Origin of the sequence: Thiothrix subterranea, from assembly GCF_016772315.1 — a bacterium.
In the GTDB taxonomy this organism is placed as follows: Bacteria; Pseudomonadota; Gammaproteobacteria; order Thiotrichales; family Thiotrichaceae; genus Thiothrix; species Thiothrix subterranea.
The window spans coordinates 1,313,195-1,338,975 of sequence record NZ_CP053482.1 but is presented as its reverse complement, the minus strand read 5'-3'; the positions used below and the strand labels follow the sequence as shown (position 1 = coordinate 1,338,975).

The following is a 25,781-nucleotide window of genomic DNA, read 5'->3' as shown; positions in this document are numbered from 1 at the left end:
AGAGGTTTTTATCATGAAGGTTCGAGCTTCAGTTAAAAAATTGTGCCGTAACTGCCGCGTTGTTCGCAGGCACGGTGTTGTTCGTATTATCTGTTCTGACCCACGCCATAAACAGCGTCAAGGTTAAGGATCGATTTAGGTTGATAATTAAAAGGGGTTCTGGCACAATCGCCCGTTTTCCCAGTAGTCTGGAGAGATTTTAATGGCTCGTATTGCGGGTATCAATCTTCCTGTTGGTAAGCACGTAGTGATCGGTTTAACCGCTATTTATGGCGTTGGTCGTCCACGTGCTGCTGACATTTGTAAGGCGGCGGATGTAGTGCCAAGCACTAAAATTCGTGACCTGAGTGAAGACCAAGTTGAACGTTTGCGTCTTGAAGTAGGTAAGCTCCTAGTTGAAGGTGACTTACGTCGTGAAGTTTCCATGTCGATCAAACGTTTGATGGATATGGGTTGCTATCGTGGCATTCGCCACAGACGTGGCCTGCCGATGCGCGGTCAGCGTACCAAGACTAACGCGCGTACCCGTAAAGGCCCGCGTCGTCCTATTCGCAAATAATACATAGATTGCAGGTAGAGTAAGTAATGGCAAGACAGCCTAGAAAAGGTGCAACTGTTAACCTTCGCAAGAAGGTCAAGAAAACTGTCACTGACGGTGTTGCACACGTCCATGCATCCTTTAATAACACCATTGTGACTATCACCGACCGCCAAGGCAACGCACTGGCATGGGCTACCTCTGGTGGCTCTGGTTTTCGTGGTTCACGTAAAAGTACCCCGTTTGCGGCGCAAGTTGCTGCTGAACGTGCGGGTAACGCAGCAAAAGATTACGGCTTGAAAAACCTTGATGTTGAAGTCAAAGGTCCAGGGCCTGGTCGTGAATCTGCGGTACGTGCCCTGAACAGCGTTGGCTTCAGAATTAACAGCATTGTGGACGTAACGCCGATCCCGCACAACGGCTGCCGTCCACCTAAGAAACGTCGTGTGTAGGAGATAGTCATATGGCACGTTATATTGGCCCTACCTGCAAACTGAGCAGACGCGAAGGCACTGACCTTTTCCTGAAAAGCCGCAGTGTTTCCCTCGAGAAGAAATGTAAACTGGACAAAGTTCCGGGTCAGCACGGTGAAAACAAAGCCCGTTTGTCTGACTACGGTGTTCAGTTGCGCGAAAAGCAAAAAGTTCGCCGTATGTACGGTGTACTCGAACGTCAGTTTAGCAACTACTTTAAAGAGTCAGCACGCCGCAAAGGTTCCACAGGTGAAAATCTGTTGAAATTGCTAGAGTGCCGTCTTGATAACGTCGTTTACCGCATGGGTTACGGTTCTACCCGCGCTGAGTCCCGTCAATTGGTTAGCCATAAAGCTATTACCGTTAACGGTCAGTCAGTGAACATCCCATCCTACCAGGTTAAAGCCGGTGATGTCGTAGCGGTTCGCGAAAAGTCCAAAAAGCAAACCCGTATACAGGACTCTGTTGCTGTAGCCGAACAACTAGGCTTCCCATCATGGGTTGATGTTGATTCTAAGGGATTGTCAGGTACATTTAAATCTGTACCAGACCGTAGCGATCTGCCAGCCGAAATTAATGAATCTCTGATCGTGGAATTGTACTCCAAGTAATCATTGGTTCGTTCGAGAGGAAAAGTATGACCTCGAAAACAACAGAATTGCTGAAACCACGCAATGTTCATGTGCAAGAGACAGGTTTAAATACCTATCGCATTACACTTGAGCCGTTAGAGCGCGGTTTTGGTCACACGTTGGGTAATGCCTTGCGCCGTATTTTGCTGTCCTCTATTCCGGGCAGTGCAGTGACGGAAGTGCAAATTACTGGCGTGGTACACGAATACACCAGTATTGAAGGTGTGCAAGAAGATGTGGTTGAGATTCTGCTGAATCTCAAGAACTTGGCGATTCGCCTTAATGCACGTGACGAAGCAACCTTGACCCTGAAGAAAAAAGGCAAAGGCGTTGTAACGGCTGCGGATATTGAGCGCGATCATGACGTGGATATCATTAACCCTGATCACGTTATTGCACACGTAACCAAGGATGACACGGATCTGGAAATGAGCTTGACCATTACCCGTGGTCGAGGCTATCAACCAGCATCAGTACGTCGTGGCCCGGACTCTCCTGAATTGCCATTAGGTACTTTGGTGTTGGACGCCAGCTACAGTCCAATTACGCGCGTTGCCTACAATGTAGACAGCGCTCGTGTTGAGCAGCGTACTGACATGGACAAGTTGGTGCTGGAAATCCAAACCAATGGTTCCGTTAACGCGGAAGAATCCATTGGCATGGCAGCACAGATTCTGCAACAGCAATTGGCTGTCTTCTTCGATTTGCGTATTGAAGAGCCGGTTCGCCGTGAAGAATCTCAACCAGAAATTGACCCGATTCTGTTGCGTCCGGTTGACGATCTGGAACTGACTGTACGTTCAGCTAACTGCCTCAAAGCAGAAAATCTGTTCTACATCGGTGATCTCGTACAACGTACTGAGACTGAATTGCTGAAGACTCCGAATCTGGGCAAAAAGTCTTTGACTGAAATTAAAGATGTGCTGGCACAGCATGGTCTGACACTGGGCGCTAAGCTGGATAGCTGGCCTCCGGCAGGTCTTGATCACCGTGACAGCAAAGTGGCTTAACCACGGGTTTTGAAGGATATAGAAGATGCGTCACCGTAATACTGGTCGTCAATTAAGCCGCGACAGCAGCGCCCGTAAAGCTCTGCTGCAAGCGTTGACTAACTCACTGCTTCGTCACGAGACGATCAAAACAACTCTGCCAAAGGCGAAAGAATTGCGCCGTGTAGCAGAGCCACTGATCACCCGTGCGAAAGAAGATTCTGTACACAACCGCCGTATCGCTTTTTCACGCTTGCGTGATAAAGAAGTGGTTGGCAAGCTGTTCAACGATCTTGGCCCTCGCTTTAAAGAGCGTCAAGGTGGTTATCTGCGTATCATCAAGTGCGGTTTCCGTGCCGGTGACAATGCGCCGATGGCTTACGTTGCACTGGTTGATGAAGCAGACGCTGCACAAGCCGCCGCCGAGTAAGCAGCGCTTCATGCTTCCTGAAAAGGCCGACACTGTTCGGCCTTTTTGCGTTTCTTATCTTCAGGGGATAGTATGCAAAATGATCCGCACATAGTGACTGCCGCCAGCGCTCGTAAAACCGCCAAGTTATTCTATTACGGCAACTTGTTGGCGGTAATCATTCCATTCCCGGTGTTTATTCTATGGTTTGGGGCTGGAATCTTGGTTTATGCGATGTTACGCCACCATCCTAATCCGCGAGTAGGCTATTATACGCAGATTGCTACCTACCATTATTACGGTTTGGCAGGTGGTTTAGTGCCAATATTAACCTTTGCCCCCGGTGATTTTTTTGTGAACTGGTGGTGGGCGTTGTGGCTGACTTGTGTTGTGGTGTTAATACCCTTGTCTGTTCGCCAACTTCTGCGGATTAACCGTGAAGCTTGGCAAGATACTGTTAAGCCCTTATCCCACTGAGGAGTGGAACATGCCTGAATTACGTCATGATTGGCGCATCGAAGAAATCAACGCCTTGTTAGCCATGCCGTTTAGTGACCTTATGTTCAAGGCGCATCAAGTGCATCGCGAGTATTTCCCCGCAAATCAGGTGCAAGTTAGCACACTGTTAAGCATTAAAACGGGGGCTTGCCCAGAAGATTGCGGCTATTGTTCGCAAAGTGCCAAACATGACACCTCGCTGGAACGCGAGACTTTGCTGCCCTTGCAAGAAGTCATCGACTCCGCCAAAACAGCGCAAGCACACGGCGCAACCCGTTTTTGCATGGGTGCAGCGTGGCGTAACCCTACCGATAAAAACCTTGAGCGCGTCATCGAAATGGTGCAAGCGGTCAAGGGCATGGGTTTAGAAACCTGTGTTACCTTGGGTATGCTCACTGATCGTCAAGCCAATCGCCTCAAAGGTGCAGGGCTGGATTATTACAATCACAACCTCGATACCTCGCCAGAATTCTACGGTAACGTGATTTCCACGCGCACTTTCCAAGACCGCTTGGATACGCTGGAGCATGTACGCAATGCCGGTATCAACGTCTGCTCAGGCGGCATTCTAGGCATGGGCGAAACCCGTGTCGATCGAGCGCGTTTGTTGCAGCAACTTGCCAACATGAAATTCCACCCCGAATCTGTTCCGATCAACGATTTGGTGAAAGTCGAAGGCACGCCCTTGGCAGGTGTGGAAAAACTCGACCCGTTTGAATTCATTCGCACCGTCGCTGCGGCGCGGATCATGATGCCGAAATCCTACGTGCGTCTCTCCGCCGGTCGCGCCGAGATGACGGATGAAATGCAGGCATGGTGTTTCTTTGCGGGTGCAAACTCGATCTTTTACGGTGACAAATTGTTGACCACCGAAAACCCCGGCGAAAGCCACGACCAGCAACTGTTTGCACGCTTGGGGATTCAGGCGGAAGCAGGGCAGGCTGGCAGCGTTCACATGTAAGGAGCGCATGATGCACTACCCACAAGCCTACGATGTCATCGTCATCGGTGGCGGACACGCCGGAACAGAAGCCGCGCTTGCCGCCGCCCGCATGGGGCAGCGCACATTACTGCTGACCCACAATATCGAAACCATCGGCGCCATGAGCTGCAACCCCGCCATCGGCGGCATCGGCAAAGGTCACTTGGTCAAGGAAGTTGACGCAATGGGTGGCGCAATGGCGCACGCTGCCGACCGTGGCGGCATCCAATTCCGCACCCTCAATTCCAGCAAGGGTGCGGCGGTACGTGCTACCCGCGCCCAAGCCGACCGCATCCGCTACAAATCCGCGATTCGCACCATCGTCGAAAATCAGCCCAATCTCCATCTGTTCCAACAAGCGGTGGATGATTTGTTGGTAGAGGGCGATAAAGTCGTCGGCGTGCGTACCCAAATGGGCTTAAGTTTTTCCGCACGCGCTGTTGTGCTGACCTCAGGGACATTTCTGGCGGGTAAAATCCACATCGGTCTAAGCAATCACGCGGGTGGGCGTGCCGGTGATCCGCCCTCCATCGCCTTGTCGCAGCGTTTGCGGGAATTGCCTTTTCGCGTGGATCGCCTGAAAACTGGCACGCCGCCGCGCATTGATGCTCGCAGTATCGACTTCAGCAAAATGGAAGCCCAGCCCGGCGATACCCCTACGCCAGTGTTTTCGTTCTTAGGTAGAGTGGATGAACACCCGCCGCAAATTTCGTGCTACATCACCTACACCAACACCGATACGCACGAGATTATCCGTGGCGGTTTAGACCGTTCACCGATGTATACCGGCGTGATCGAAGGCATAGGGCCGCGCTATTGCCCGTCGATTGAAGACAAAGTGGTGCGCTTTGCCGACAAAGATCGCCACCAGATTTTCATCGAACCCGAAGGGCTGGATACGCATGAAGTTTACCCAAACGGCATTTCCACCAGCTTGCCGTTTGACGTGCAATACGCGCTAGTGCGCTCAATGGCAGGTTTGGAAAACGCGCACATTACCCGCCCCGGTTACGCCATCGAATACGATTTCTTTGATCCGCGTGACCTTAAGCCGACGTTGGAAACCAAAGCGCTGCACGGTTTATTTTTCGCAGGGCAAATCAATGGCACGACAGGCTACGAAGAAGCCGCTGCACAAGGCTTGCTCGCAGGCTTAAACGCGGGCTTGTATGCTCAGGAAAAAGACGGTTGGTATCCGCGCCGTGATCAAGCCTACCTCGGCGTATTGGTCGATGATTTAATCACACTGGGTACGAAAGAGCCTTACCGTATGTTCACCAGCCGTGCCGAACACCGTTTGTTGTTGCGCGAAGACAATGCCGACTTGCGCCTGACCGAAGCCGGTAGGGAACTCGGTTTGGTGAATGACGTTCGCTGGGCTGCGTTTTGTGAAAAGCGTGAAGCCATTGAGCTGGAACAGCAACGCTTGCGTTCCACCGTGCTGCAACCGACGGCAGTGAGCGCGGAAGACAGCCAGCGCGTGTTTGGTGATGTGCTGGCACGCGATTACAAGCTACACGATCTGCTGCGCCGCCCTAACGTCACTTACGCCGCCTTAACCAGCCTGCCAGCGGTTGGTAGTCCGGTGACGGATGAGAAAGTCGCGGAACAAGTCGAAATCCAGTGCAAATATGCCGGATACATTGACCGCCAGCAGGATGAAATCGCTAAACAGCGTCGCAACGAAGAAACTCGCTTGCCCGATTGGTTGGATTACGCGCAAGTACGCGGTTTGTCCAACGAAGTCCGCCAGAAATTGCAAATGCAGCGCCCTGTAACCGTTGGGCAAGCGGCACGCACGCCGGGAATTACTCCTGCCGCGATTTCGCTGTTGCTGGTTCACTTGAAAAAGGCAGGTTGAGGCATGGATGTGGATGCCCACGACAAAGCGTTACTGAATCGTTACCTGCAATTGCTGCAACGCTGGAACAAAGTGTTCAACCTGACTGCCGTGCGTGATCCTGCCGAAATGCAGTCGCTTCACATCGCTGACAGCATCAGCGTTGCCCCATTTTTGCGTGGTAAATCCTGTTTGGATGTGGGTAGCGGGGCAGGGCTGCCCGGTATTCCGCTGGCGATTTTGCAACCTGATCGCCAGTTCACCTTGCTGGATACCAACGGTAAAAAGACCCGTTTCATCCAGCAAGCTGTGTTGGAATTGGGCTTGCCAAATGTAAAAGTGGTGCAAACTCGTGTCGAAAGTTGGCAGCCTGCCGCGCCATTTGAGGCGATTATTAGCCGTGCATTTGCCTCGCTCCACGATTTCGTGACCTTTACCGGCAAACACGTCGCTGAAAATGGTATCCTCTACGCCATGAAGGGGCGTTACCCTGACAGTGAACTGGCAGAACTCCCCGCAGGCTGGCGCGTTACTGCACAGCATCCTCTGCATGTCCCCGGTTTGGATGCCGAGCGGCATCTCTTGGAAATACAGCGAGACTAAATCCATGACGCGAGTAATCGCCATCGCTAACCAGAAAGGCGGCGTGGGCAAAACCACGACCACCGTGAATTTGGCAGCATCCCTCGCGGCTATGAAACGCCGCATTTTGCTGGTCGATATAGACCCGCAGGGCAATGCCACCACCGGCGTTGGTTTGGAAAAGCATGGGCAAGCTGTCACTTTGACGGATGTGTTGTTGGGCGAAGCTCATGCCGCTGATATTTTGGAAGAACTACCCAACAGTTCGCTGCACGTCTTGCCCGGTTCACCCGACGTGACCACTGCCGAAGTGAAGCTGATGAGCCGTGAGCGGCGCGAATACCATTTGCGTGATGCGCTTGCACCGTTGCTTGATAATTACGATTACATCCTGATTGATTGCCCGCCCTCCCTCAATATGCTCACGGTGAATGCGCTGGTGGCGGCAGATGGGGTGATTATCCCCATGCAGTGCGAATACTACGCGCTGGAAGGCTTGAGCGCCTTGGTCGGCACGATTGAGCGCATTACCCAGACCGCCAACCCTAAGCTGCAAGTGATGGGGCTGGTACGCACCATGTACGACCCGCGCAGCAACTTGGCGCGGGATGTCTCCGAGCAGATTCACGCCTTCTTTCGCAACAAGGTCTACAATACCGCTATTCCACGCAATATCCGCTTGGCGGAAGCGCCGAGCCACGGCTTATCCGTGCTGGAATACGACAAAGGTTCACGCGGTGCATTGGCATACCTCGCCTTGGCTGCCGAAGTGTTGCGCAAGGATGGTAGCAAGCTCGCCCCTGAGGGTGAGCAGGCAGGAGAATAAGCATGGCAAAGAAACCGAGTCTGGGGCGCGGTCTTGATATTTTGTTGAGTTCTGTCCGAGGCGACGGCGAACAATCTGACGATACCGTGTTGAAACAGCTTCCGGTCGAGCGCATTCGCCCCGGTCAGTACCAGCCACGTACCCGTATGGATCCTGATGCCCTGCAAGAATTAGCCGATTCCATCAAAGCGCAAGGGTTGGTGCAGCCCATTGTGGTGCGCAAACTCGGTGGCGGCGAATACGAGCTGATTGCGGGTGAGCGCCGTTGGCGAGCGTCGCAGTTAGCTGGGCTGCATACGATTCCCGCCGTGGTACGCGAAGTCCCTGATCAGTCCGTGGCAGCGATGTCGCTGATCGAAAATATCCAGCGCGAAGACTTGAATGCGCTGGAAGAAGCCAGCGGTTTGCGGCGCTTGATTGACGAATTCGGTTTGACCCACCAGCAAACGGCGGAAGCGGTCGGGCGTTCGCGTGCGGCGGTGACAAACTTGCTGCGCCTGTTGGAGTTACAAGCAGAAACCAAAGCACTGGTGGATGCTGGGCAGCTTGAAATGGGACATGCGCGTGCTTTACTGGGATTACACGGTCAACAACAAATCGACATCGCTCAAAAAGTAGCACAACAGCAGCTTTCGGTGCGTGAAACCGAACGCCTTGTTAAAAGCCTATTGGAAGCAGGGCAGAAGCCTGTTACCGTGTTTAAACCCTCGCCGGATGTGGTGAAGTTGGAACAAACTCTTGCTGACACCCTTGGTGCGAAAGTAGCGATTCGTTACAATCGCACGGGCAAGGGTAAATTGGTCATTGAATACAACAGTTTAGACGAACTCGACGGTATTCTCGGTCATATTCAGTAAATTTTATGCTCAAGGTGTTGAAGCGAGCGACAAATCGCTGCATAATACGCGCCTTGTTTTTCGGATTGGTTTTTCGGGAGAATACCCTTGCCTAACATAGCTTCAGCTAAGAAACGTGTTCGCCAGAGCGAAGTAAGCCGTATGCACAACCGTCATATGCGCACGCGTTTACGTACACAAATTAAAAATGTTCTGCGTGCTATCGACGCTGGCGACCGCGAAGCTGCCCTGTCTGCTTACCAAGCGGCTGTGCCTGTGATTGATTCCATTGCTGACAAAGGTATCATTCACAAGAATAAAGCAGCACGTCATAAAAGCCGTCTGAACGCACACATTAAAGCGCTGCAAGCCTAATCATTCGATTGGTTGGATGCGTTTTTCAAGGCCGGTAGGTAACAACCGGCTTTTCGCGTTTGTGTGGTGTTTATGCTAAAGGTTGGTTTGACGGGTGGTATCGGTTGTGGAAAATCCACAGCAGTGCAACGTTTTCGAGAACTCGGCGTGCCGGTGATCGAAGCCGATCTTATTGCCCGCGAAGTCGTGGCAGTAGGGCAACCTGCTTTGCAGGAAATCGCTGGTTTATTTGGTACTCAAGCACTTCAAGCTGATGGTGCGCTTAATCGTGCGTGGCTACGCCAAACGGTTTTTAGTGACCCTGTGCGTCTACAGCAGCTCGAATCCATTCTACATCCGCGCATTCGCGCTGACATTCTCACCAAAATTGCCGCTTGTAGCGATAGTGCTTATGTGATTGTTGATGTCCCACTCTTGTTTGAAAAGGGCTATACTCAACTTTTCGATCGAATCTTGGTAATTGATTGTTTGCCAGACCAGCAAAAGTTGCGCGTCAGGCAGCGTGACGGCAGTGATGATAGCGTGATTATGTCTATCATGCAGTCGCAAATCGAGCGCGAAGCACGTTTGCAGCAAGCTCATGACATTATTAGCAATACTGCGTCAATTACTGATTTTTATGAAAAAATTGATGATTTAAATATTAAATACATAAAATTGTCAGAAGCTTAGTTGCTTGTTCTATTAGCTTTTTGGTATAAAGGCAATTCAATAGGGCTTGTAAGTGTTTTATGATGATTTATGCACAACCGCTGAGTGACGACATCCGCCGAATTTCCGAGCCATACATGATTGGTTATGAGCAGCCGTTAAACGAAAAAATCCGTTTATTTATGCGATTGGAATTGCTAATGGGGCGATTTCAATACCATATTTCTACTGATCCCAAACCTGAGGATACGGTAGCGGCACTGCATTTGTTGCTGGATCTGTATAACCTTTCTGCCCGCCTTGATGTCAAAAGCGAAATCCTGAAAGAAATTGACCGCATGGGGCAATCAGCACGTTTGTTATTGCGTCGCGAAGATGCGGATGCGGCGCGTCTTGATGCGGTACTAGAAAAACTCAATCACCACAGTGATGTGTTGTACCAGCAGCGGGGGCAACTGGGGCAACACTTAAAAACGCATACGTTTTTCAACAGTTTGCGCCAACGCTCCACCTTGCCCGGTGGTTTGAATGGCTTTGATATTCCGCTATTCCATTATTGGCAAGAGCAAGCGATCAATGTGCGGGTCGATGATTTGCGTGAATGGATTGAGCCTTATGTGACCGCCAATTCTGCCGCTCGTGAGTTGCTGAATATTGTGCGTGATTTCGGTGAGCGTCATGCAGAAGTGGCTAAGGAAGGTTTCTATCAGTCGATGCTGGAAGCGCGTAAGCCTTATCAAATGATGCGGGTAGAACTGCCTGATAGTGTTGATTATTATCCTGAAATCAGTGCGGGAAAACAGCGTTTCACCTTGCGTTTTGTGAATGCGGATATGTTGGCAGAACGGGGTAAGCAAAATCAAAAAGATGTGAATTTTACCTTGGTATTGTGTTCTTTCTGATAGCTGTTCTTAGGCAATGAATGACAGCAGGCGGGCTTTTTAGCCCGCTTTGCGTTTCTGGCAAGGTTTGTTTAGCGTGGTAAGGTATCCCAAATAGCTTGCGGTGCTGTTTCGGGCTTAGGTGTGCTGACAGGTGGAGTCGCCGGAGTCTCCGGTAAGGTTTCAGGTGCGGTTGTTACGGGATCAGACGCTGTAATGGCCTCAACCAGTAAGGTGTCTTGGTGCAATACTGAGCCGTCATCATTGATAACACTGACTTTCCAAACGCCGGGCAGATTAGGGGCGATCATTTTGTTAGAGTGTACCCGCCAGCGTTGCCCACCTACCGGAAACTGTAAACCGAGTTGAAAAGCGCCATCTTTTTCCCAGCGATGCGTGATAATCCGCCCTTGCAAGTTAAGTAATTCGGTGAAGTAATAAACATTTTGCCCTGCACTGACACGGGTTAACTGATCATTGGGTTCGCGAGCTGTGATACCCGTAGTAAATGCAGCGCGAGTGATTTGTGGTGTCAGTGTGCTGTCAGCCGCTGTAGTAGTTGGCGCTGGTGTCGCGGGTAAAGTCGGGCTAGTGGGGTAAGCAATAACGGTTTCTTCCGCCTTACTCAGCGGCGTACCAATCGCTAACGTGCCCATGAGTATTAAGTATGCGGTTGCTTGTTGATAACGGTTTAACATTGTTGCGCGTTCCTATTATTTGATAATTAGAATATTATAATATTTATGGAATAGTTTGCGGTATTTGTAACATGTTCTTCAAAGAATACCTTGTCTAGGCTTGCCCCTGAAGCTGACTTAGGCTTTACTATCTTTATTTACCCGCATAAGCAGGATTGTGTATGCCGAGAAAACAGGCGGAAGTCAGCACTAACCCAGCCAATTTTGAAACCGCGATGTTGGCGTTAGAAACGCTGGTGCAGCGTATGGAAAGTGGTGAGTTATCTTTGGAAGATTCCCTCAAAGAATTTGAACGTGGCGTGTTGTTAACGCGACAGTGCCAAGAAGCGCTGAAAGCCGCCGAGCAACGGGTCAAATTGTTGAGTGCGGATGGTCAGGAAAGTGACTTTCCGCAGCAAGGGGATGCCTGATGCTGAATGTGCGTAATCGTTTGCAAGCCTGGCAAGGGCGTATTGAATCGGTGTTGGAAGATGTTTTGCCACCGGCGACGACGCATCCTGCGGTATTACATCAAGCCTTGCGCTATTCGGTGCTGGATGGCGGCAAGCGGATGCGCCCGCTATTGGTGTATGCCACCGGGGAAGCCTTGGGAATTGCGCCAGAGCATTTGGATATTCCAGCGGCTGCGGTAGAACTGATTCATGTGTATTCGCTGGTGCATGACGATTTACCGGCAATGGACGATGATGATTTACGCCGAGGTAAACCAACCTGCCATAAAGCGTTCGATGAGCCGACCGCGATTTTGGTGGGGGATGCGTTGCAAGCTTTGGCATTTCAGGTATTGGCGGCACACCCCCGGATGATGGCTTCGCCCGCGCAACGCTTGCGGATGATTGAGTTATTGGGGCAGGCGGCGGGTTCTCGCGGCATGGTCGGTGGGCAAGCGCTTGATTTGGCAGCCGTCGGGGAAACCCTGACTGAGGTAGAATTGGAAAACATGCACATTCATAAAACCGGTGCATTGATTCGTGCCAGTGTGTTGTTGGCAGCGTATAGTGTGGAAGCATTGGATGCGCAGCGTTTGCAACAATTGGATCATTTTGCAAAATGCATCGGTTTGGCGTTCCAAGTGCAAGACGATATTCTGGATGTGGAAAGCGATACCCAGACCTTGGGTAAAACCCGTGGCGCTGACGAGGCTGCGGGTAAGCCGACCTATCCTTCCATCATTGGCTTGTCCGCTTCCAAAATGAAACTACAGGATTTGTATGACGAAGCGTTGAACGCTTTGGTCGCCTTTGGTGAATCGGCGCATTTGTTGCGTGAAATTGCCGAGTTCACGGTTAAGCGCATACGATAAATACTAATAGCAAGATTAGAACCCACCACAGTACCCATATTTACGGTTTGACGATTAGGGGTTAGCCAACGTGCTTAATACGATTTATTCGCCTGACGCCCTGCGTCAGTTAGAACTGGAGCAATTGCCAGCAGTGTGCGCCCAAGTGCGCGAATTTTTGCTGAATTCAGTCTCCACTGGCGGGGGACACTTTTCCTCCAATTTAGGCACGGTCGAGCTGACGGTGGCACTGCATTACGCTTTTGATACGCCCAAAGACAAGCTGGTGTGGGATGTGGGGCATCAGGCGTACCCGCATAAAATCCTCACTGGGCGGCGCGAGCAAATGAGCACCATTCGCCAAAAAGACGGCTTGGCGGGTTTCCCGAAACGCAGCGAAAGTGAGTACGATACGTTTGGGGTCGGGCATTCCAGTACGTCGATCAGCGCGGCCTTGGGCATGGCGTTAGCCGCGCAGCACAAGGGTGAGGATTACCATTCGGTGGCGATTATCGGTGACGGTGCGCTGACGGCAGGGATGGCGTATGAGGCAATGAATCATGCGGGTGATTTAGACGCTAACCTGATCGTGATTCTCAACGATAATGAAATGTCGATTTCGCCTAACGTTGGCGCATTGCGTAAATATTTAACCCGTTTGTTGACCGGGCGTATGTATTCCACCATGCGGGAAAGCGGTAAAAAAGCCTTGTCGCACAGCAAATCGTTGTCCAAATTGGCGAAGTTGACCGAAGAACACATGAAAGGCATGGTGTTGCCGGGTACGTTGTTTGAAGAAATGGGCTTTAAATATTACGGCCCGATTGACGGTCATGATGTGGAAGAGCTGGTGAAGGTGCTGCAAAATCTTAAAAGCATCAAAGGCCCGCGTTTGTTGCACGTGCTGACACAAAAAGGCAAAGGTTACGAGTTAGCTGAGGAAGATCCTTGCACCTACCATGGCGTCGTGCCTTTTAATCTGAAAACAGGGTTGATTGCCAGCTCAAAAAAATCCACCCCCACGTATACGCAAGTGTTCGGGCAATGGTTGTGCGATATGGCGGAGCAGGATTCACGTTTGGTGGGAATTACCCCCGCGATGCGTGAAGGTTCGGGTTTGGTGGCGTTTTCGGAACGTTTTCCTGGGCGTTATTTCGACGTGGGGATTGCGGAACAACACGCGGTTACGCTGGCGGCGGGCTTGGCGTGCGAAGGTTTGAAGCCAATAGTGGCGATTTATTCGACCTTTTTGCAACGCGCGTATGATCAATTGATACACGATGTGGCGATTCAGAATTTGCCGGTGGTGTTTGCGATTGATCGCGCCGGGTTGGTCGGGGCGGATGGTCCCACGCATTCGGGGAATTACGATTTGTCGTTCTTGCGTTGTATCCCGAATATGGTGGTGATGGCACCTGCCGATGAAAACGAATGCCGTCAGATGTTGTACACCGCTTTTCAGATGGATTGCCCCACCGCAGTACGTTACCCGCGCGGTAAGGGCATTGGCATTGAACCCCAAACGGCGATGCAAGCGATTCCACTAGGTAAAGCGCTCAAGTTGCGCACCGGTCACGGGATTGCGATTGTGTTGTTTGGTTCGCTCCTGCCAGAAGCACAAGCTGCCGCCACTGAATTGAATGCCACGCTGGTCAATATGCGCTTTGTCAAACCGCTGGATAAAGCCATGTTGCGGGAGTTGGCGCAATCCCATGAATTGTTGGTGACACTGGAAGACAATGCAGTAATGGGCGGTGCGGGCAGTGCGGTAAACGAATATTTGCACGAAGCAGGCTTAATGGTGGAAGTGTTGAATTTGGGTTTACCGGATCAATACATCGAACACGCGCAGCGCGAAGAGCAACTTGTTAGTTGTGGTTTGGATGCGCCGGGTATCGTGCAACGGGTTAACGCTGGCTATGGTGGACGGATTCGCAATGGCGTAACCTTGTATCCTGTGCCACAATACAGCACCAATTGATGTGTCAGAAATCGACTATAATTCTCTGAAAAGTTTGGTTTCGTCTGTATTTCCCAATTCCTGAGGAGTTGTTTCATGAAGTTTCTTGTTGGCTTTTTCAGCCTCGAATGGATGCGTGTCTTTGATTTTATTGCACCATTGGCTATCCGCCTGTTCCTTGCCCCGATGTTTTGGGTGTCTGGGGTTAAACACTTAGGGCTGTTTTCCAGCTCTGATTTTGTGATTTATAACCCGTTAACTTGGGTCAATACGGAAGCTTTCCAGCAAAGTGCGGCCGCCATGAGCAATACCGTCTTTGCCGGGATGGGCGCTGAGACCTTGCTGATTTTGATTGGTACGATTGAAATTGTTGCTGCTATTTTGCTGGTGTTGGGTTTTGCGGTGCGCTGGGTAGCGTTGGCGCTGATGTTTGTTGTTGTCGTATTGGGTTTGATGGCGATGGGCGAAGCCGGTTTCCTCACGACCATGCAGCAATTGGTGATGAGCCACGGTTATACCGACATGGCAAACACGCTGACAGAAGTCTATTTGGTGTATTTCGTGTTGTTGCTGGCACTGTTTTTCATGGGGGCTGGGCGCTGGTTCAGCTTGGACTGGTACGTTTACCGCAGTTTCATGAAACGCATTGATAGCAAAGTGGCTCACCATGACCCGTTTGAGATTGATGCGACGGATGAACCCGGTATCCACAAACTGTAATACAGTCGTGTTTTTGTCGTGTGAAAAGGCTGCCATTGGCGGCCTTTTTTGCGTCATGGCTTAGTGGATTTCACCGCGTTCACGCTTGGCTTTAACGTTTGCGTCGTTGCGTTTCATGAGTTGGAAGGTCAGGTAAATTTTGGCGGGAATTGATAAAAATAAGCCCCCCGCAATCAAGCCCGCTACCAGCGCAATGCCTTGCACCCCATGCCCGGTTACGATGTCGGTGAAAATAACCAGCCCAACCCCCACGGCAGCAGTGCCTAAGCCCACAATAATGAGGGCATACATGAGGTGAGTGAGAGATTTTTCATTCATGAGCGCTTACCTTGCGGGTGGGTGATGGAAGCGTTTCATTATCCGCTTCCATGAAATTCAGCGTAATTGATGCATATCAATCTCACCCCAGTTAAGCTGTGTTCTGGTTGAAAAATGTTCTTTTGCTTGAATTTGGGGGATTTTGTGCATATATTAGAAAAGTCTAATATTTATTGGTGACGGGCTATTACGATGAAACACTTAAAAAAATTAATGCTACTGAGTCTGTTATGGTTAGCAACGGCTATGACAGCGAGCGCTGCTGAGCAAGGTGATAAGCTCAAACTGACCTTGGTCTATGATTCGCCGTATGGGTTTGAAGAGACGCTGGAATCGTTACGCAATACGATTCATGCGCATAATTTTCGGGTATTTCCTGACCGCTATCTCGAAGAAGGGCTGGTGGATGAGTTTTCCGTGAATACGCGGCAAATTAGCGTCAGGTTCTGCAATTTCAGTGATTTGCATCAAGCACTTCAGATTGATCCGCAAGTCGGGGTGGTGTTGCCTTGCACGATCACGGTGATTGAGAACGCGGATGGCAAAGTGCAATTGTTGACCGGCAATGTTCAAGCGATGTTGACGCTGTTCGACAACCCCGATTTGACCGCCGCGTTCCACGATTTGGAGCAAAAGTATCAGGCCATTATTGATGAGGTGACGCTATGAAACGTTTAACTATCGGTTTAGGTAGCGTATTGCTGGCAGGGCTGTTGGCGCTTCCGGCGCAGGCGAATGATAAATTGTTGACGGTGCGTTCCCCGCAGGCGTTCGATCTTGCGTTGGAGCAAGTTCAAGACGTTTTGAAAAAACACAATTTCACCGTGGCGCATATCCAAAAATGTGACGGTGGCTTACAAGACATGGGCTATACCACGGATAATTATAACATTGTGTTTTTTGGACGCTTGGAAGAAGTGCGAGAATTAAGCAAGACACACCCGGAATTAGTGCCCTTGTTTCCCTTTAAGTTGGCGGTGTATGCAAAAGGTAAGGATACGCTGTTTTCGGTGTTGAACCCTGCTGAACTTGCGCCATTATTGGATGCGGATCAAGCTTTAGCTGCACAATTAGGCGCGTGGGAACAGGATTTTCGTGCCGTTCTGAATGAGATGCAAGTGGTGCAAGTCGCGCACGCTGATTGAATATTGCTTAGGCCGTTGCGCTATAGATGCGCAACTGTTGCCCCAGTTTTTGCAGCATCACATCCCGTTGTTGCAGGGCTTTTTCTTTGTGCAGTAATTGCTGATTCAATTGCGCAATGATGGTGTCTTTGAGATTGAGTACTTTGTCACGCTGTTCTAACTTGTGTTCCCATGCTTGCTGATGTTGGGCGTGTTCTTGGGATTGGCTAACCATGGCGGTGAGCGCAGCGAGTTGTTGTAACAAGTTGTTTTCTTGGGCATGCTGCTTTTCGATGAGTTCACTGAGTTGCTGCGCAAGCTGTTGTTGCTGGCGTTGGTATTGTTGGATGACCTGATCTTTTTCCAGCATGAGCGCGTTGAAATGCGCAATTTCTTTATCGCGTTCCTGAAGTTGCAAAAACTGCGCGGCAATCTGAGCATCGCGACGTTGCAGGCTGCGTTCGCGTTCGTTAATGGTTTGATCGCGGACGGCAAGGTGCTGGTCTTTGGCAAGCGTTTGCTGATTTTGCTCCAGTAGCTGTTGTTCACGTGCTTGTGAAATACGGTCTTTTTCGTGCAACAGGCGGGTTTGTTCGGCTAATTGCTCATTGCGTTGGCTGATTTGATCAACTTTGCGGCGAACCAAACTGTCACGTTGGTGAATTTGCTGGTCTTTCTCGAAAATCAAGTCATCACGGCGTTGTAACAGTCGGTCAAAATCGCGTAGTTTTCGATCACGTTGCAGGATTTGCTGGTCACGTTCTTGAATATGCCGATCACGTTCGGAAAGGTGACGATTGCGTTCGCTGAGCAGTTGTTCTTGGGTGTAAATGCGCTGTTGGTGATCGCGTACCCAACGGTTGAGGGCTTCGAGTTGTTGGCTGAGTTCTTGAACGCTGGTGTCGCGTTTGCTGATTTGTTTGTCGCGATTTTCGATTTCACGGTCGCGTTTGCCAATGTGATTGTCTTTTTCTTCGAGGCGGCGGTTGCGAATGTTAATCTGGTCTTCGCGTTCGAGAATGTACTTTTCTTTCTGGCTGGCCAGTTGCTCAATCTCGCGAGAACGCTGTTCTAACGCGCGGATGATTTGGTCGCGCTCCTGAATAAGGGTTTCTTTTTGCTCGATAAGAGTCTGTTCTTCACGATTCATTGTTATAATATTCTGCTTATCTGTTTATGCGCTATCATAAAGCATAATGTGTTAAAAATAACGTGGTATGAATCAAATTAAAACAGCAACCAAATGGGTTATTAGCACTCTAAGGTGGGGAGTGCTAAGATAATGCAATAAGTAAATGAGGAGATCACGCATGACCAACGCAATGATGCTCAAAGGGCAGACACTTCCAGTTCCGGTGGGGAATCTGGAAAGTTACATCCACGCGATTCACGCCATTCCGGTGTTGGAAGTACAAGAAGAACGTGAATTAGCCGAACGTCTTAAATACGCGAGTGACTTGGAAGCCGCGCGGCAACTCATTTTGCACAATTTACGTTTTGTGGTGAAAGTTGCGCGTGGTTACAGCGGTTACGGTTTGCCACTGGGTGATTTGGTGCAAGAAGGCAACGTTGGCCTGATGAAAGCGGTAAAGCGTTTCGACCCGGATATGAATGTGCGCCTGATTTCGTTTGCAGTGCATTGGATTCGGGCCGAAATTCACGAATTCATTTTGCGCAACTGGAAAATCGTTAAAGTGGCGACGACTAAAGCGCAACGCAAATTGTTTTTCAACTTGCGTAGCAGCAAAAAGCGCTTGGGCTGGTTGAATCATGCAGAGGCGCAGTCGATGGCTGACGATTTGGGCGTGACCACTGCTGAAGTATTGGAAATGGAAAAGCGCATGAGTGCGCACGATGTCTCATTTGATCTCAGCGTTGATCAGGATGATGACGATTCCACCAATTTTTCCCCTAGCCAGTATTTGGTAGCAGAAGCGGCTGACCCCGCAGAAATGTTGGAAGCCGAAGAGTGGGATACTTATACCCGTGGGCGTTTTCAAACGGCTTTGGCTAATTTGGATACCCGTAGCCGTGATATTTTGGCAAGCCGGTGGTTGGCTGAAGAAAAAGCAACCCTGCACGAGCTGGCGGATAAATACAATGTGTCAGCGGAACGGATTCGCCAATTGGAAAATGCGGCGGTGAGTAAGCTGCGCTTAGCCGTGGTGGAACCCGCATAAAAAAGGCCGCATTAGCGGCCTTTTTCACAAAACGCGATGCTTAACCGAAAAAAGCGACCGAGAGGAAGCTAAACCACGAAAAAGCAATCAAACCCACCACGATCAACATCGGAATGCCGAAATCCCAGCTAAACATACCTACATACCTCTAAAATACTTATATGCATAAGAGGATAAAGGAATAGCGCCTTCCTGACAAGATCAGGAAGTATCACAGCGAACAGGACTGGCAGAATAGGGCGTTACATTCAGCCGGAAAAAAACACCGAAAAGAAGCTGAACCATGAGAACAGAATCAGTGCAATTACAATCGCTGCGGGCAAGCCATAATCAAAACTAAACATGGTGGTCTCCTTTCGGGTAGCGTTAATGTGTCAATGCGTGCAGTGTGCCTGAAGTTGGGATGTTGAAACTTGACATGGCTCAAGGATTCCAGCGGGCGATGACAACTTCATGAAAAATATTATGAATACTTGATTTATGTCAGAAATCTGCAATCATGCTGCACATGATCAGCTTGAACCAACTAATCCTGCGCACTGACGTTAGCGGGATGCCGTTGGAATGGATTCATTTCCAAACGGCAGTCAAACTTTATTACGCTGAGCAAGTGGCTTACACCTGCGGGACTCCCATTCTCGCCGTTCGGGGCGGTATTAACGCTGTTACCGGGCAACGCAGCCGCATTATTCTGAATTCCATCATTGCTACCCGTGGCAGCAAACAACAATTGCATCAGCATTACGTGCCACCGCTAAGCAACCCGCTGTTATTCCGGCGCGATAACCACATTTGCCTGTACTGTGGGCAACATTTTCAGGAAAAAGATTTATCCCGTGACCATGTGCGCCCGTTGGTATTGGGTGGCCCGGATCGTTGGACGAATGTGGTGAGCGCGTGTAAGTCGTGCAATAGCCGGAAAGGTGGGCGTACCCCAGAACAAGCGCACATGCCGCTGTTGGCTGTGCCATTCCAGCCCACGTATGCGGAATATGTGTTCTTACAGGGGCGCAATATTCTCGCGGATCAGATGGAATTCCTGAGTGCGCATTTTCCGCGAACCAGCAAATTGCGTGAGCGCACGCAATTGATAGGATTTTAGTCGGGCTGCTCCGTGGATTTTTGCCTATAGTCATAGCGTGTTCACCAAGGAGTGCCTCATGCCTGAATCAAATTCGTTCTGGAATTGGCTGTTGTCGTTGTTTCGGTCGCGGCGTTCCACTCCGGTCGTCGCGGCGAATCCGCCCCCGGTGGTCGCGCCACCTACTGTTACCGTGCCACCACCCACCACCGAGCCGGAACGCGCGGCTATTGTCGCGGAATTAGAGGCCGCGCCCGCGTTACCGCCGCCGCCCCCACGCCCGTTGCCTCGGCCTCCTGCCTTAACGCCGTTAGAAAATACACCGTCACTGCCTGATATTGATGTGGGAATATTGGAACAAGTCTTGCCACAAGAAGGCCCTAATTTAGGGTTTCGGACGGTGTGGAATAACCATCCAACGGTTGAAACGGGGGAAACCTTTCCGTGCCGCGATGCTGACGGCAACTCGCACTTTGGGAATCAATGCGCCATCCTCATGGGAACGTGTTTATTGCGCAGTAATTTATTGCAAGGCTATGACAAAACCACTTGTTGGTACAGCGGGCACAAAGGCCACACCTTGCGGGCGCGGGAAGTGGCGGATTGGATGCGGCGTAATCCGGGGCGTTTTGGTCCGGTGGAAGTCCGCAGCAATGTGTCATGGGGGGCATTCAGAGGGCGAACTGGCTTTGTGTGTTTTCACAATTTCTGGGGTGTGGGCAATCAAGGCGACCACATTGACTTGTGGGATGGCACGGGCATTTTAATGCGTGAAAAAAATCCGGGCTGGGAAGGCCCCGCGTTGGCGGACGGTTCCTTGGACTACTTTGAGCGTTCGGAGGAAGTATGGTTTTGGCCCGTCCATTAGCCTGCGGGTTGGCAAGCGGGTTAATGCTGCTCTTGACGGCGTGTGAACCGGACAAGCAGCCGGATAATCAAGCATTGGTTTTGCCGGAACGTTTTGCGACCCCGCACGTGACCGATCAGACGCAAGCCGCTGGTTTAGCGTTGGCGTTGAGCGATAATGGTGGTGGCTGTCAGTTGCAAGTAGGGAAAATGCCCCCCGTTTGGCTTAAGCCAATGGCACCGTGTTATTTCATGAAGTCACCGGGAACGGCAAAAGTGCAAGTTTACCGGCACGATAAAACCACGGCGGTGGTTGCCGTGGTAGGTACGCCCGTTAAGGGCAACCGCTGCGGGCAGGAAGTACAAGGCTTGGTGATTAAAAGTGGAGCAGCAACACCTTCCGCTTATATCATGCAGGGGAGCATCCACTGTGCCGATCAGGGCTTGCAGAATTTTCAGTATGAGTTGTTCGCACAGTAAGCGGTGTTAGCGCTGGGCTTAATCGCCTTCCACAATAAAGCTTTCGCCAAAATTGGTGGGGTAACGGTTACGGAGTTTGGTTTGCAAGGTTTCCGCTTGGGTACGGGAAGCGAATGCACCGACCCGTAATTTGAACATCAGCCCACCGGGGGTATTTAGGCTAACCAGATAAGCATCATAGCCATCTTGGGCAAGGGCATCGCGCCACCCGTACAATTGTCTGGAATCATAGCCAGCCGCTACCTGTACGGCGTAACGGTTGTTGGTATAGCGCGTGTCTTCTCGTTCGCGAATAACGGCGACGGCTTTGCGTTGTTGGGCTTGAATGTAGTTATTGGATGATTCCCATAACGTTTCATTGCTCCAAGCGTCATTGCTGGCATTGCCACTGGCAAGATTCCACTCGGAAAGATTCGGACGATAATTAATGAAGGGCAATTTCCCGGCTTTATACAACACCACGAGGCTGACCACGCCCACTACCAATATCAGGGAATGAATCATTTTAAACACAAAACCGCGTTGCTTACGCAGCGAACTGGATGACACGCTACTGGAATGCTTCACTCCGACCTCTTTTGACCTATTGCTGCTGTATGACTATAGCTAAAAAGACCGCGATAAGGGAGCTTGAGTTGCGTTAAAATTCAGAGTTTCGGTTATGAATGGATTCGCGATGCCCCTTGACACTTGGAATGCTGACTTTGATGCCTTGCACCCGTGCTTTCAGCAGTTGCAGAACCGTCGTTGTTGGGTGGGGTTAACGCACTGGCCCGCGTGCGATTGTTTGAACCAATTATTGCCAGCGGCGCTGTGTGCACAGTCGGGCTTGCCGCTGCGTTTTTTTCCACAAGATAATACGCTGCCATTTCCTGAATTGTATTATGAAGAGCGCATTTCTCAGCATGGCATGGTGGCGACACGGGCGAATTGGCACGATTTTTTTAATGCCTTGATGTGGAGCGTGTTTCCACACACCAAGGTGATGATTAATGCGTTGCACGCCGCCGACATTCAGCAGCACGGAAAACCGCGCACACCCCAGCGCGATGCGTTAACGGTATTGGATGAAAGCGGGGTGATCATCGTTGCCAGTCGTCGCGAGTGTTTGCAGCATGTGTTGGATTTCGCGTGGGAAACCTTGTTTTGGCAAGAGCGTGCGGCGTGGGGGCAGGAAATCGCGTGTTTCATGATTGGTCACGCCACGCTAGAAAAAATGCTAACGCCGTATGTGGGCGTAACCGCTCATGCGCTGTTGGTGGAAGTTACCCCCGCGTTTTTCCACCTGCCGTTGGCGCAACAGCACACTTATTTGGATCAGGTGGTGTCCGGGCGTTTGCAGCAAGGTGGGCTGGCTTCCACCGCTTGCCTGAATCCTTTTCCGCTGTTGGGTGTTCCCGGTTGGTGGGAGAATACGGCGGTGGAATTTTATCGGGATAGGGGCTATTTCCGTGAGAAGAATCGTGAGCGCACGGTGGAAATCATTGCCGCGTAATTATTCGACCGTTCGGGGGGAAACTGCTTGCATGTTTCCTTTTCATCCCTAGAATAATGCCGAATTACAATAATAAAGAAATACGATTATGCAGGTTGCGACATCCCATGCTCCAGCCGCACTGTTTGGCGAAAGGCTGGTCAAACTAGGCAAACTCAAACCCGCTGATTTGGAACGTGCGCTGCGGGCGCAGGCGGAAATCCGTCAGCCACTGGGCAGCGTATTAGTCCGTTTAGGAATGCTCACCGAACAAGAAGTGGCGTTCGTGTTATCACGTCATCTGAACGTGCGCATGGCTCTGAGCAAAGACTACCCTTCATTACCCGTCGAAAACCTCGGCATTGCCATCAATTACATGCGCAATGCTGAAATTGTCCCCTTGCAAGCGGAAGAAGAACGTTTGGTCGTGGCAATGTCTAACCCGCAAGACGCCTTTACCTGTCAGGCGATTGGCATGGCAAGCGGCAAATTGGTCGAGCCACTACTGGGTTTGCCGACCGAAATTCGCGCCAATATCGAACGTTTGTACGGCGGGGAAGCCAGCAAGCAGGAGTCGGGGGCGGGTGGTGACGATGAGTTTGAGATTACCAGCCAAGATCACAATTTGGATGACATTGAACACCTCAAAGACATGGCGAGTGAAGCGCCCGTGATTCGCTTGGTGAATCAGATTATGACGAATGCGATGACGCAACGCGCTTCCGACATTCACATTGAGCCGTTTGAAACCCACCTGAAAGTGCGTTACCGGATTGACGGGGTGATTCACGAAGTCGAGTCGCCACCGCCACAATTGACCGCCGCGATTATTTCACGCCTCAAATTGATGGCGCGGCTGAATATTGCCGAGCGCCGTTTGCCGCAAGACGGGCGTATTCAACTGCGTGCGCAAGGCAAAGAAATCGACATGCGGGTCTCCACCGTGCCGACCATGCACGGTGAAAGCGTGGTCATGCGTTTGCTGGATAAGCACAGCGTTAAACTGGATCTGAATACGCTGGGCTTTTCCGATGATAATTTACGCAAGGTGCAGCAGCAATTGGATGCGCCGCACGGGGTTATTTTGGTCACGGGGCCGACAGGTTCGGGCAAAACCACGACGTTGTATTCGGCACTGACCCAATTGAATACCCCAGAAAACAAAGTGCTGACGGTCGAAGATCCGGTGGAATACGAACTCGAAGGCATTAACCAAATCCAAGCCAATCCTAAAATCGGGCTGAATTTTGCCGATGCGTTACGTTCCATTGTTCGCCAAGACCCTGACATTATTATGATCGGGGAAATGCGTGACGTTGAAACGGCGCGGATTGCGATTCAATCGGCGTTGACGGGTCACCTGGTGTTGTCCACCTTGCACACCAACGATGCAGCGAGTGGTATTACCCGTCTGATGGACATGGGTATCGAGGATTATTTAATCACTTCCACCGTGAATGGCATTTTGGCGCAACGGTTGGTACGACGCTTGTGCCCGCAATGCCGCGAATCGCATCCGGTATTGCCAGAAATTGAGCAAGAATTGGGTTTGCGCCATTACCAACCGGAAGGGGAATTGCGTTTGTGGCACGCCAAAGGTTGTAGCGCGTGTGGCAATTCTGGCTACAAAGGGCGCAGTGCCATTCACGAAGTATTGGTGATGGATGACCCCTTGCGGCGCTTAATCCTCAAGCATGAAGACGCGGGGGTGTTGCAAGAACAAGCGCGTAAAGGCGGAATGCGCACCATGTACGAAGACGGTTTGTACAAGGCGCTCAAAGGCGTGACGACATTAGAAGAAGTGCTGCGCGTGGCGGAGGAAACCCCGAATGCCCACGTATAGTTACAAAGCGATTACCCTCCAAGGTGTAGCAAAAGAAGGCAGATTAGAGGCCGCGAATGAAGCGCAAGCGGCAGAAAGCCTGAATGCTCAAGGACTGATTCCGATCAAAATTGTGGCGGGGAAAGCGGCAACCAGTACGTCTGCTAACAACGCTACGCAAAAAAAATCCAAGGGGTTTTTTGCCAGCAAAACGGTGAGCCAGCCCGACATTATGGCGCTGACGCAGCAACTTTCGACAATGTTGCGGGCAGGTTTGCCGTTAGACCGTGCCTTGGGCATTTTGCTGGAAATCGGCGATAAACCGCCGGTACTGGAATTGGTGCAAGGTATCCAAAATCAGGTGCGCAGCGGCAAACGTTTTGCGGACTCACTGGAAACCAGCGGCAAGTTTTCAAAGTTTTACATCAATATGGTGCGGGCAGGGGAAGCGGGTGGTTCGATTGACGATGCCTTGGCGCGTTTGGTGGAATACATGGCACGGGCGAAGGAATTGCGCGGTACGGTTATTTCGGCATTGATTTACCCGGCGATTTTGGCGTTTGTGGCAGTGGTGTCGATTTTTGCGTTGCTGGCGTTTGTTGTGCCGCAATTTGCGCAAATGTTCGGTGATATGGGCGCGGAATTACCTACGATTACCAAAGTGGTGATGGGTGCGGCGGCAACCTTGCGCGATTATTGGTGGGCGGTATTGGGTGGATTTTTGCTGATGTTGATGCTGGTGCAATACGTGTTGGGCAATGAAAAGGCACGTACTGGGTTGGATCGCAGTATGTTGCGTTGGCCGTTGGTAGGAAGTCTGGTCGGTAAGATTGAAACCGCCCGTTTTTCACGCAGCTTAGGCACGTTATTACACAATGGCGTGCCGTTACTGGGTGCGTTGAAAATCGCCAAAAATACCGTGGGCAACCGCGTCATGGCAGCGGCAGTGGAAGAATCCGCCGATAGCCTTAAGCAAGGCGAAAGCCTCACCCGTACATTATTAAGCAAAGGCGTGTTCCCCCCTTACGCCTTGCACATGTTGCGCGTCGGGGAAGAAACCGGGCGCATGGAAGAGTTACTGCGTGAAGTCGCCGATATTTACGACGATGAAGTCAAAACCTCGGTGAAACAGCTATTAGCCCTGCTGGAGCCGGTGCTGATTCTGATCATGGCGCTTGCCATTTTGGTGATTATTGGTTCGGTATTGTTACCGATGATCAATATGGCTGATTTGGTTAAATAGTTTCCCAAGAAAACCACAAGCTATTGAAATTATAATAAATA

At 50.8% G+C, this 25,781-nt stretch carries 32 protein-coding genes; 28 read left to right on the top strand and 4 right to left on the bottom strand.

What is annotated here, in order from left to right; genetic code table 11:
- The first annotated feature begins 13 nt into the window (after positions 1 to 13).
- The 15 genes from rpmJ to zapD all read left to right on the top strand — a co-directional run bounded on the left by rpmJ (position 14) and on the right by zapD (position 10,533).
- The gene (rpmJ, locus tag HMY34_RS06590) at positions 14 to 127 is read left to right on the top strand and encodes a 50S ribosomal protein L36 (RefSeq protein WP_202718481.1); all 114 of its coding nucleotides are present in this window, start codon (positions 14 to 16) and stop codon (positions 125 to 127) included.
- A 75-nt stretch (positions 128 to 202) separates the two neighbouring features.
- Positions 203 to 559: a 30S ribosomal protein S13 gene (gene rpsM / locus HMY34_RS06585; protein ID WP_202718480.1), complete on the top strand. Its 357-nt coding sequence runs from the start codon at positions 203 to 205 to the stop codon at positions 557 to 559.
- A 26-nt stretch (positions 560 to 585) separates the two neighbouring features.
- On the top strand, positions 586 to 990 hold the full coding sequence (rpsK, locus tag HMY34_RS06580; RefSeq protein WP_028489217.1) for a 30S ribosomal protein S11: 405 nt from the start codon (positions 586 to 588) through the stop codon (positions 988 to 990).
- A gap of 11 nt (positions 991 to 1,001) precedes the next feature.
- Positions 1,002 to 1,622, top strand: coding sequence for a 30S ribosomal protein S4 (gene rpsD / locus HMY34_RS06575; RefSeq protein ID WP_202718479.1), 621 nt, complete (start codon positions 1,002 to 1,004; stop codon positions 1,620 to 1,622).
- A 26-nt stretch (positions 1,623 to 1,648) separates the two neighbouring features.
- Positions 1,649 to 2,653: a DNA-directed RNA polymerase subunit alpha gene (locus HMY34_RS06570; RefSeq protein ID WP_202718478.1), complete on the top strand. Its 1,005-nt coding sequence runs from the start codon at positions 1,649 to 1,651 to the stop codon at positions 2,651 to 2,653.
- A gap of 25 nt (positions 2,654 to 2,678) precedes the next feature.
- The gene (rplQ, locus tag HMY34_RS06565) at positions 2,679 to 3,062 is read left to right on the top strand and encodes a 50S ribosomal protein L17 (protein ID WP_093064501.1); all 384 of its coding nucleotides are present in this window, start codon (positions 2,679 to 2,681) and stop codon (positions 3,060 to 3,062) included.
- 72 nt (positions 3,063 to 3,134) lie between these two features.
- The gene (locus tag HMY34_RS06560) at positions 3,135 to 3,518 is read left to right on the top strand and encodes a hypothetical protein (RefSeq protein WP_202718477.1); all 384 of its coding nucleotides are present in this window, start codon (positions 3,135 to 3,137) and stop codon (positions 3,516 to 3,518) included.
- Between the two features lie 10 nt (positions 3,519 to 3,528).
- Positions 3,529 to 4,500, top strand: coding sequence for a biotin synthase BioB (gene bioB, locus HMY34_RS06555; protein WP_202718476.1), 972 nt, complete (start codon positions 3,529 to 3,531; stop codon positions 4,498 to 4,500).
- Positions 4,501 to 4,510: 10 nt separating this feature from the next.
- Complete coding sequence (gene mnmG / locus HMY34_RS06550; RefSeq protein ID WP_202719142.1) at positions 4,511 to 6,382, top strand: tRNA uridine-5-carboxymethylaminomethyl(34) synthesis enzyme MnmG; 1,872 nt, start codon at positions 4,511 to 4,513, stop codon at positions 6,380 to 6,382.
- Positions 6,383 to 6,385: 3 nt separating this feature from the next.
- Positions 6,386 to 6,964 carry a 16S rRNA (guanine(527)-N(7))-methyltransferase RsmG gene (rsmG, locus tag HMY34_RS06545; RefSeq protein WP_202718475.1) on the top strand — a complete coding sequence of 193 codons (579 nt, stop codon included), beginning with the start codon at positions 6,386 to 6,388 and terminating at the stop codon, positions 6,962 to 6,964.
- A 4-nt stretch (positions 6,965 to 6,968) separates the two neighbouring features.
- Positions 6,969 to 7,769 carry a ParA family protein gene (locus tag HMY34_RS06540; protein WP_202718474.1) on the top strand — a complete coding sequence of 267 codons (801 nt, stop codon included), beginning with the start codon at positions 6,969 to 6,971 and terminating at the stop codon, positions 7,767 to 7,769.
- 2 nt (positions 7,770 to 7,771) lie between these two features.
- Positions 7,772 to 8,626, top strand: a complete 855-nt coding sequence (locus HMY34_RS06535) for a ParB/RepB/Spo0J family partition protein (RefSeq protein ID WP_202718473.1) — start codon at positions 7,772 to 7,774, stop codon at positions 8,624 to 8,626.
- A gap of 87 nt (positions 8,627 to 8,713) precedes the next feature.
- Positions 8,714 to 8,980: a 30S ribosomal protein S20 gene (gene rpsT / locus HMY34_RS06530; RefSeq protein ID WP_093064516.1), complete on the top strand. Its 267-nt coding sequence runs from the start codon at positions 8,714 to 8,716 to the stop codon at positions 8,978 to 8,980.
- A 72-nt stretch (positions 8,981 to 9,052) separates the two neighbouring features.
- Positions 9,053 to 9,652, top strand: a complete 600-nt coding sequence (coaE, locus tag HMY34_RS06525; RefSeq protein ID WP_202718472.1) for a dephospho-CoA kinase — start codon at positions 9,053 to 9,055, stop codon at positions 9,650 to 9,652.
- 59 nt (positions 9,653 to 9,711) lie between these two features.
- Positions 9,712 to 10,533, top strand: a complete 822-nt coding sequence (zapD, locus tag HMY34_RS06520) for a cell division protein ZapD (RefSeq protein ID WP_202718471.1) — start codon at positions 9,712 to 9,714, stop codon at positions 10,531 to 10,533.
- A gap of 71 nt (positions 10,534 to 10,604) precedes the next feature.
- Here the strand turns inward: zapD and HMY34_RS06515 are convergent, their stop codons facing one another.
- Positions 10,605 to 11,210, bottom strand: a complete 606-nt coding sequence (locus HMY34_RS06515) for a DUF2914 domain-containing protein (protein ID WP_202718470.1) — start codon at positions 11,208 to 11,210, stop codon at positions 10,605 to 10,607.
- A gap of 161 nt (positions 11,211 to 11,371) precedes the next feature.
- On the opposite strand from HMY34_RS06515, the gene HMY34_RS06510 reads away from it, so the two are divergent.
- From HMY34_RS06510 to HMY34_RS06495, 4 genes are all read left to right on the top strand, one after another.
- Positions 11,372 to 11,620 (top strand): exodeoxyribonuclease VII small subunit, encoded by a 249-nt coding sequence (locus HMY34_RS06510; RefSeq protein ID WP_202718469.1) that lies wholly within the window; start codon positions 11,372 to 11,374, stop codon positions 11,618 to 11,620.
- Positions 11,620 to 12,513 carry a (2E,6E)-farnesyl diphosphate synthase gene (gene ispA / locus HMY34_RS06505; protein ID WP_202718468.1) on the top strand — a complete coding sequence of 298 codons (894 nt, stop codon included), beginning with the start codon at positions 11,620 to 11,622 and terminating at the stop codon, positions 12,511 to 12,513. Before HMY34_RS06510 ends, ispA begins: the two co-directional genes overlap by 1 nt.
- Before the next feature lie 70 nt (positions 12,514 to 12,583).
- Entirely contained in the window at positions 12,584 to 14,473 is a 1,890-nt protein-coding gene (dxs, locus tag HMY34_RS06500; protein WP_202718467.1) for a 1-deoxy-D-xylulose-5-phosphate synthase, read from the top strand.
- Positions 14,474 to 14,548: 75 nt separating this feature from the next.
- Positions 14,549 to 15,172: a DoxX family protein gene (locus HMY34_RS06495; RefSeq protein WP_202718466.1), complete on the top strand. Its 624-nt coding sequence runs from the start codon at positions 14,549 to 14,551 to the stop codon at positions 15,170 to 15,172.
- A gap of 60 nt (positions 15,173 to 15,232) precedes the next feature.
- Here the strand turns inward: HMY34_RS06495 and HMY34_RS06490 are convergent, their stop codons facing one another.
- Positions 15,233 to 15,490: a hypothetical protein gene (locus tag HMY34_RS06490; protein WP_202718465.1), complete on the bottom strand. Its 258-nt coding sequence runs from the start codon at positions 15,488 to 15,490 to the stop codon at positions 15,233 to 15,235.
- Between the two features lie 192 nt (positions 15,491 to 15,682).
- Here HMY34_RS06490 and HMY34_RS06485 point away from each other — a divergent pair, with 192 nt between their 5' ends.
- On the top strand, positions 15,683 to 16,159 hold the full coding sequence (locus HMY34_RS06485; protein ID WP_202718464.1) for a DUF302 domain-containing protein: 477 nt from the start codon (positions 15,683 to 15,685) through the stop codon (positions 16,157 to 16,159).
- Positions 16,156 to 16,635, top strand: a complete 480-nt coding sequence (locus tag HMY34_RS06480) for a DUF302 domain-containing protein (protein ID WP_202718463.1) — start codon at positions 16,156 to 16,158, stop codon at positions 16,633 to 16,635. The genes HMY34_RS06485 and HMY34_RS06480 overlap by 4 nt, the downstream gene beginning before the upstream one ends.
- Before the next feature lie 7 nt (positions 16,636 to 16,642).
- Here HMY34_RS06480 and HMY34_RS06475 read toward each other — a convergent pair whose 3' ends face one another.
- On the bottom strand, positions 16,643 to 17,764 hold the full coding sequence (locus tag HMY34_RS06475; RefSeq protein ID WP_202718462.1) for a coiled-coil domain-containing protein: 1,122 nt from the start codon (positions 17,762 to 17,764) through the stop codon (positions 16,643 to 16,645).
- Positions 17,765 to 17,924: 160 nt separating this feature from the next.
- Between HMY34_RS06475 and rpoH the strand changes: the two genes are divergently transcribed.
- The 4 genes from rpoH to HMY34_RS06455 all read left to right on the top strand — a co-directional run bounded on the left by rpoH (position 17,925) and on the right by HMY34_RS06455 (position 21,201).
- Entirely contained in the window at positions 17,925 to 18,794 is an 870-nt protein-coding gene (gene rpoH / locus HMY34_RS06470; RefSeq protein WP_202718461.1) for an RNA polymerase sigma factor RpoH, read from the top strand.
- Between the two features lie 499 nt (positions 18,795 to 19,293).
- Positions 19,294 to 19,896: an HNH endonuclease gene (locus HMY34_RS06465; protein ID WP_228287997.1), complete on the top strand. Its 603-nt coding sequence runs from the start codon at positions 19,294 to 19,296 to the stop codon at positions 19,894 to 19,896.
- Between the two features lie 58 nt (positions 19,897 to 19,954).
- Complete coding sequence (locus HMY34_RS06460; protein ID WP_202718460.1) at positions 19,955 to 20,743, top strand: T6SS effector amidase Tae4 family protein; 789 nt, start codon at positions 19,955 to 19,957, stop codon at positions 20,741 to 20,743.
- Positions 20,722 to 21,201: a hypothetical protein gene (locus HMY34_RS06455; protein ID WP_202718459.1), complete on the top strand. Its 480-nt coding sequence runs from the start codon at positions 20,722 to 20,724 to the stop codon at positions 21,199 to 21,201. Before HMY34_RS06460 ends, HMY34_RS06455 begins: the two co-directional genes overlap by 22 nt.
- An 18-nt stretch (positions 21,202 to 21,219) precedes the next feature.
- On the opposite strand, the gene HMY34_RS06450 is transcribed toward HMY34_RS06455, so the two are convergent.
- The gene (locus tag HMY34_RS06450) at positions 21,220 to 21,768 is read right to left on the bottom strand and encodes an SPOR domain-containing protein (RefSeq protein ID WP_202718458.1); all 549 of its coding nucleotides are present in this window, start codon (positions 21,766 to 21,768) and stop codon (positions 21,220 to 21,222) included.
- A gap of 109 nt (positions 21,769 to 21,877) precedes the next feature.
- Here HMY34_RS06450 and HMY34_RS06445 point away from each other — a divergent pair, with 109 nt between their 5' ends.
- The 3 genes from HMY34_RS06445 to HMY34_RS06435 all read left to right on the top strand — a co-directional run bounded on the left by HMY34_RS06445 (position 21,878) and on the right by HMY34_RS06435 (position 25,740).
- Positions 21,878 to 22,696, top strand: a complete 819-nt coding sequence (locus tag HMY34_RS06445) for a DUF3025 domain-containing protein (protein WP_202718457.1) — start codon at positions 21,878 to 21,880, stop codon at positions 22,694 to 22,696.
- Positions 22,697 to 22,784: 88 nt separating this feature from the next.
- Positions 22,785 to 24,518 carry a type II secretion system ATPase GspE gene (gene gspE / locus HMY34_RS06440; protein WP_202718456.1) on the top strand — a complete coding sequence of 578 codons (1,734 nt, stop codon included), beginning with the start codon at positions 22,785 to 22,787 and terminating at the stop codon, positions 24,516 to 24,518.
- Positions 24,505 to 25,740, top strand: coding sequence for a type II secretion system F family protein (locus HMY34_RS06435; protein WP_202718455.1), 1,236 nt, complete (start codon positions 24,505 to 24,507; stop codon positions 25,738 to 25,740). Before gspE ends, HMY34_RS06435 begins: the two co-directional genes overlap by 14 nt.
- The last annotated feature ends 41 nt before the right edge of the window (positions 25,741 to 25,781 follow it).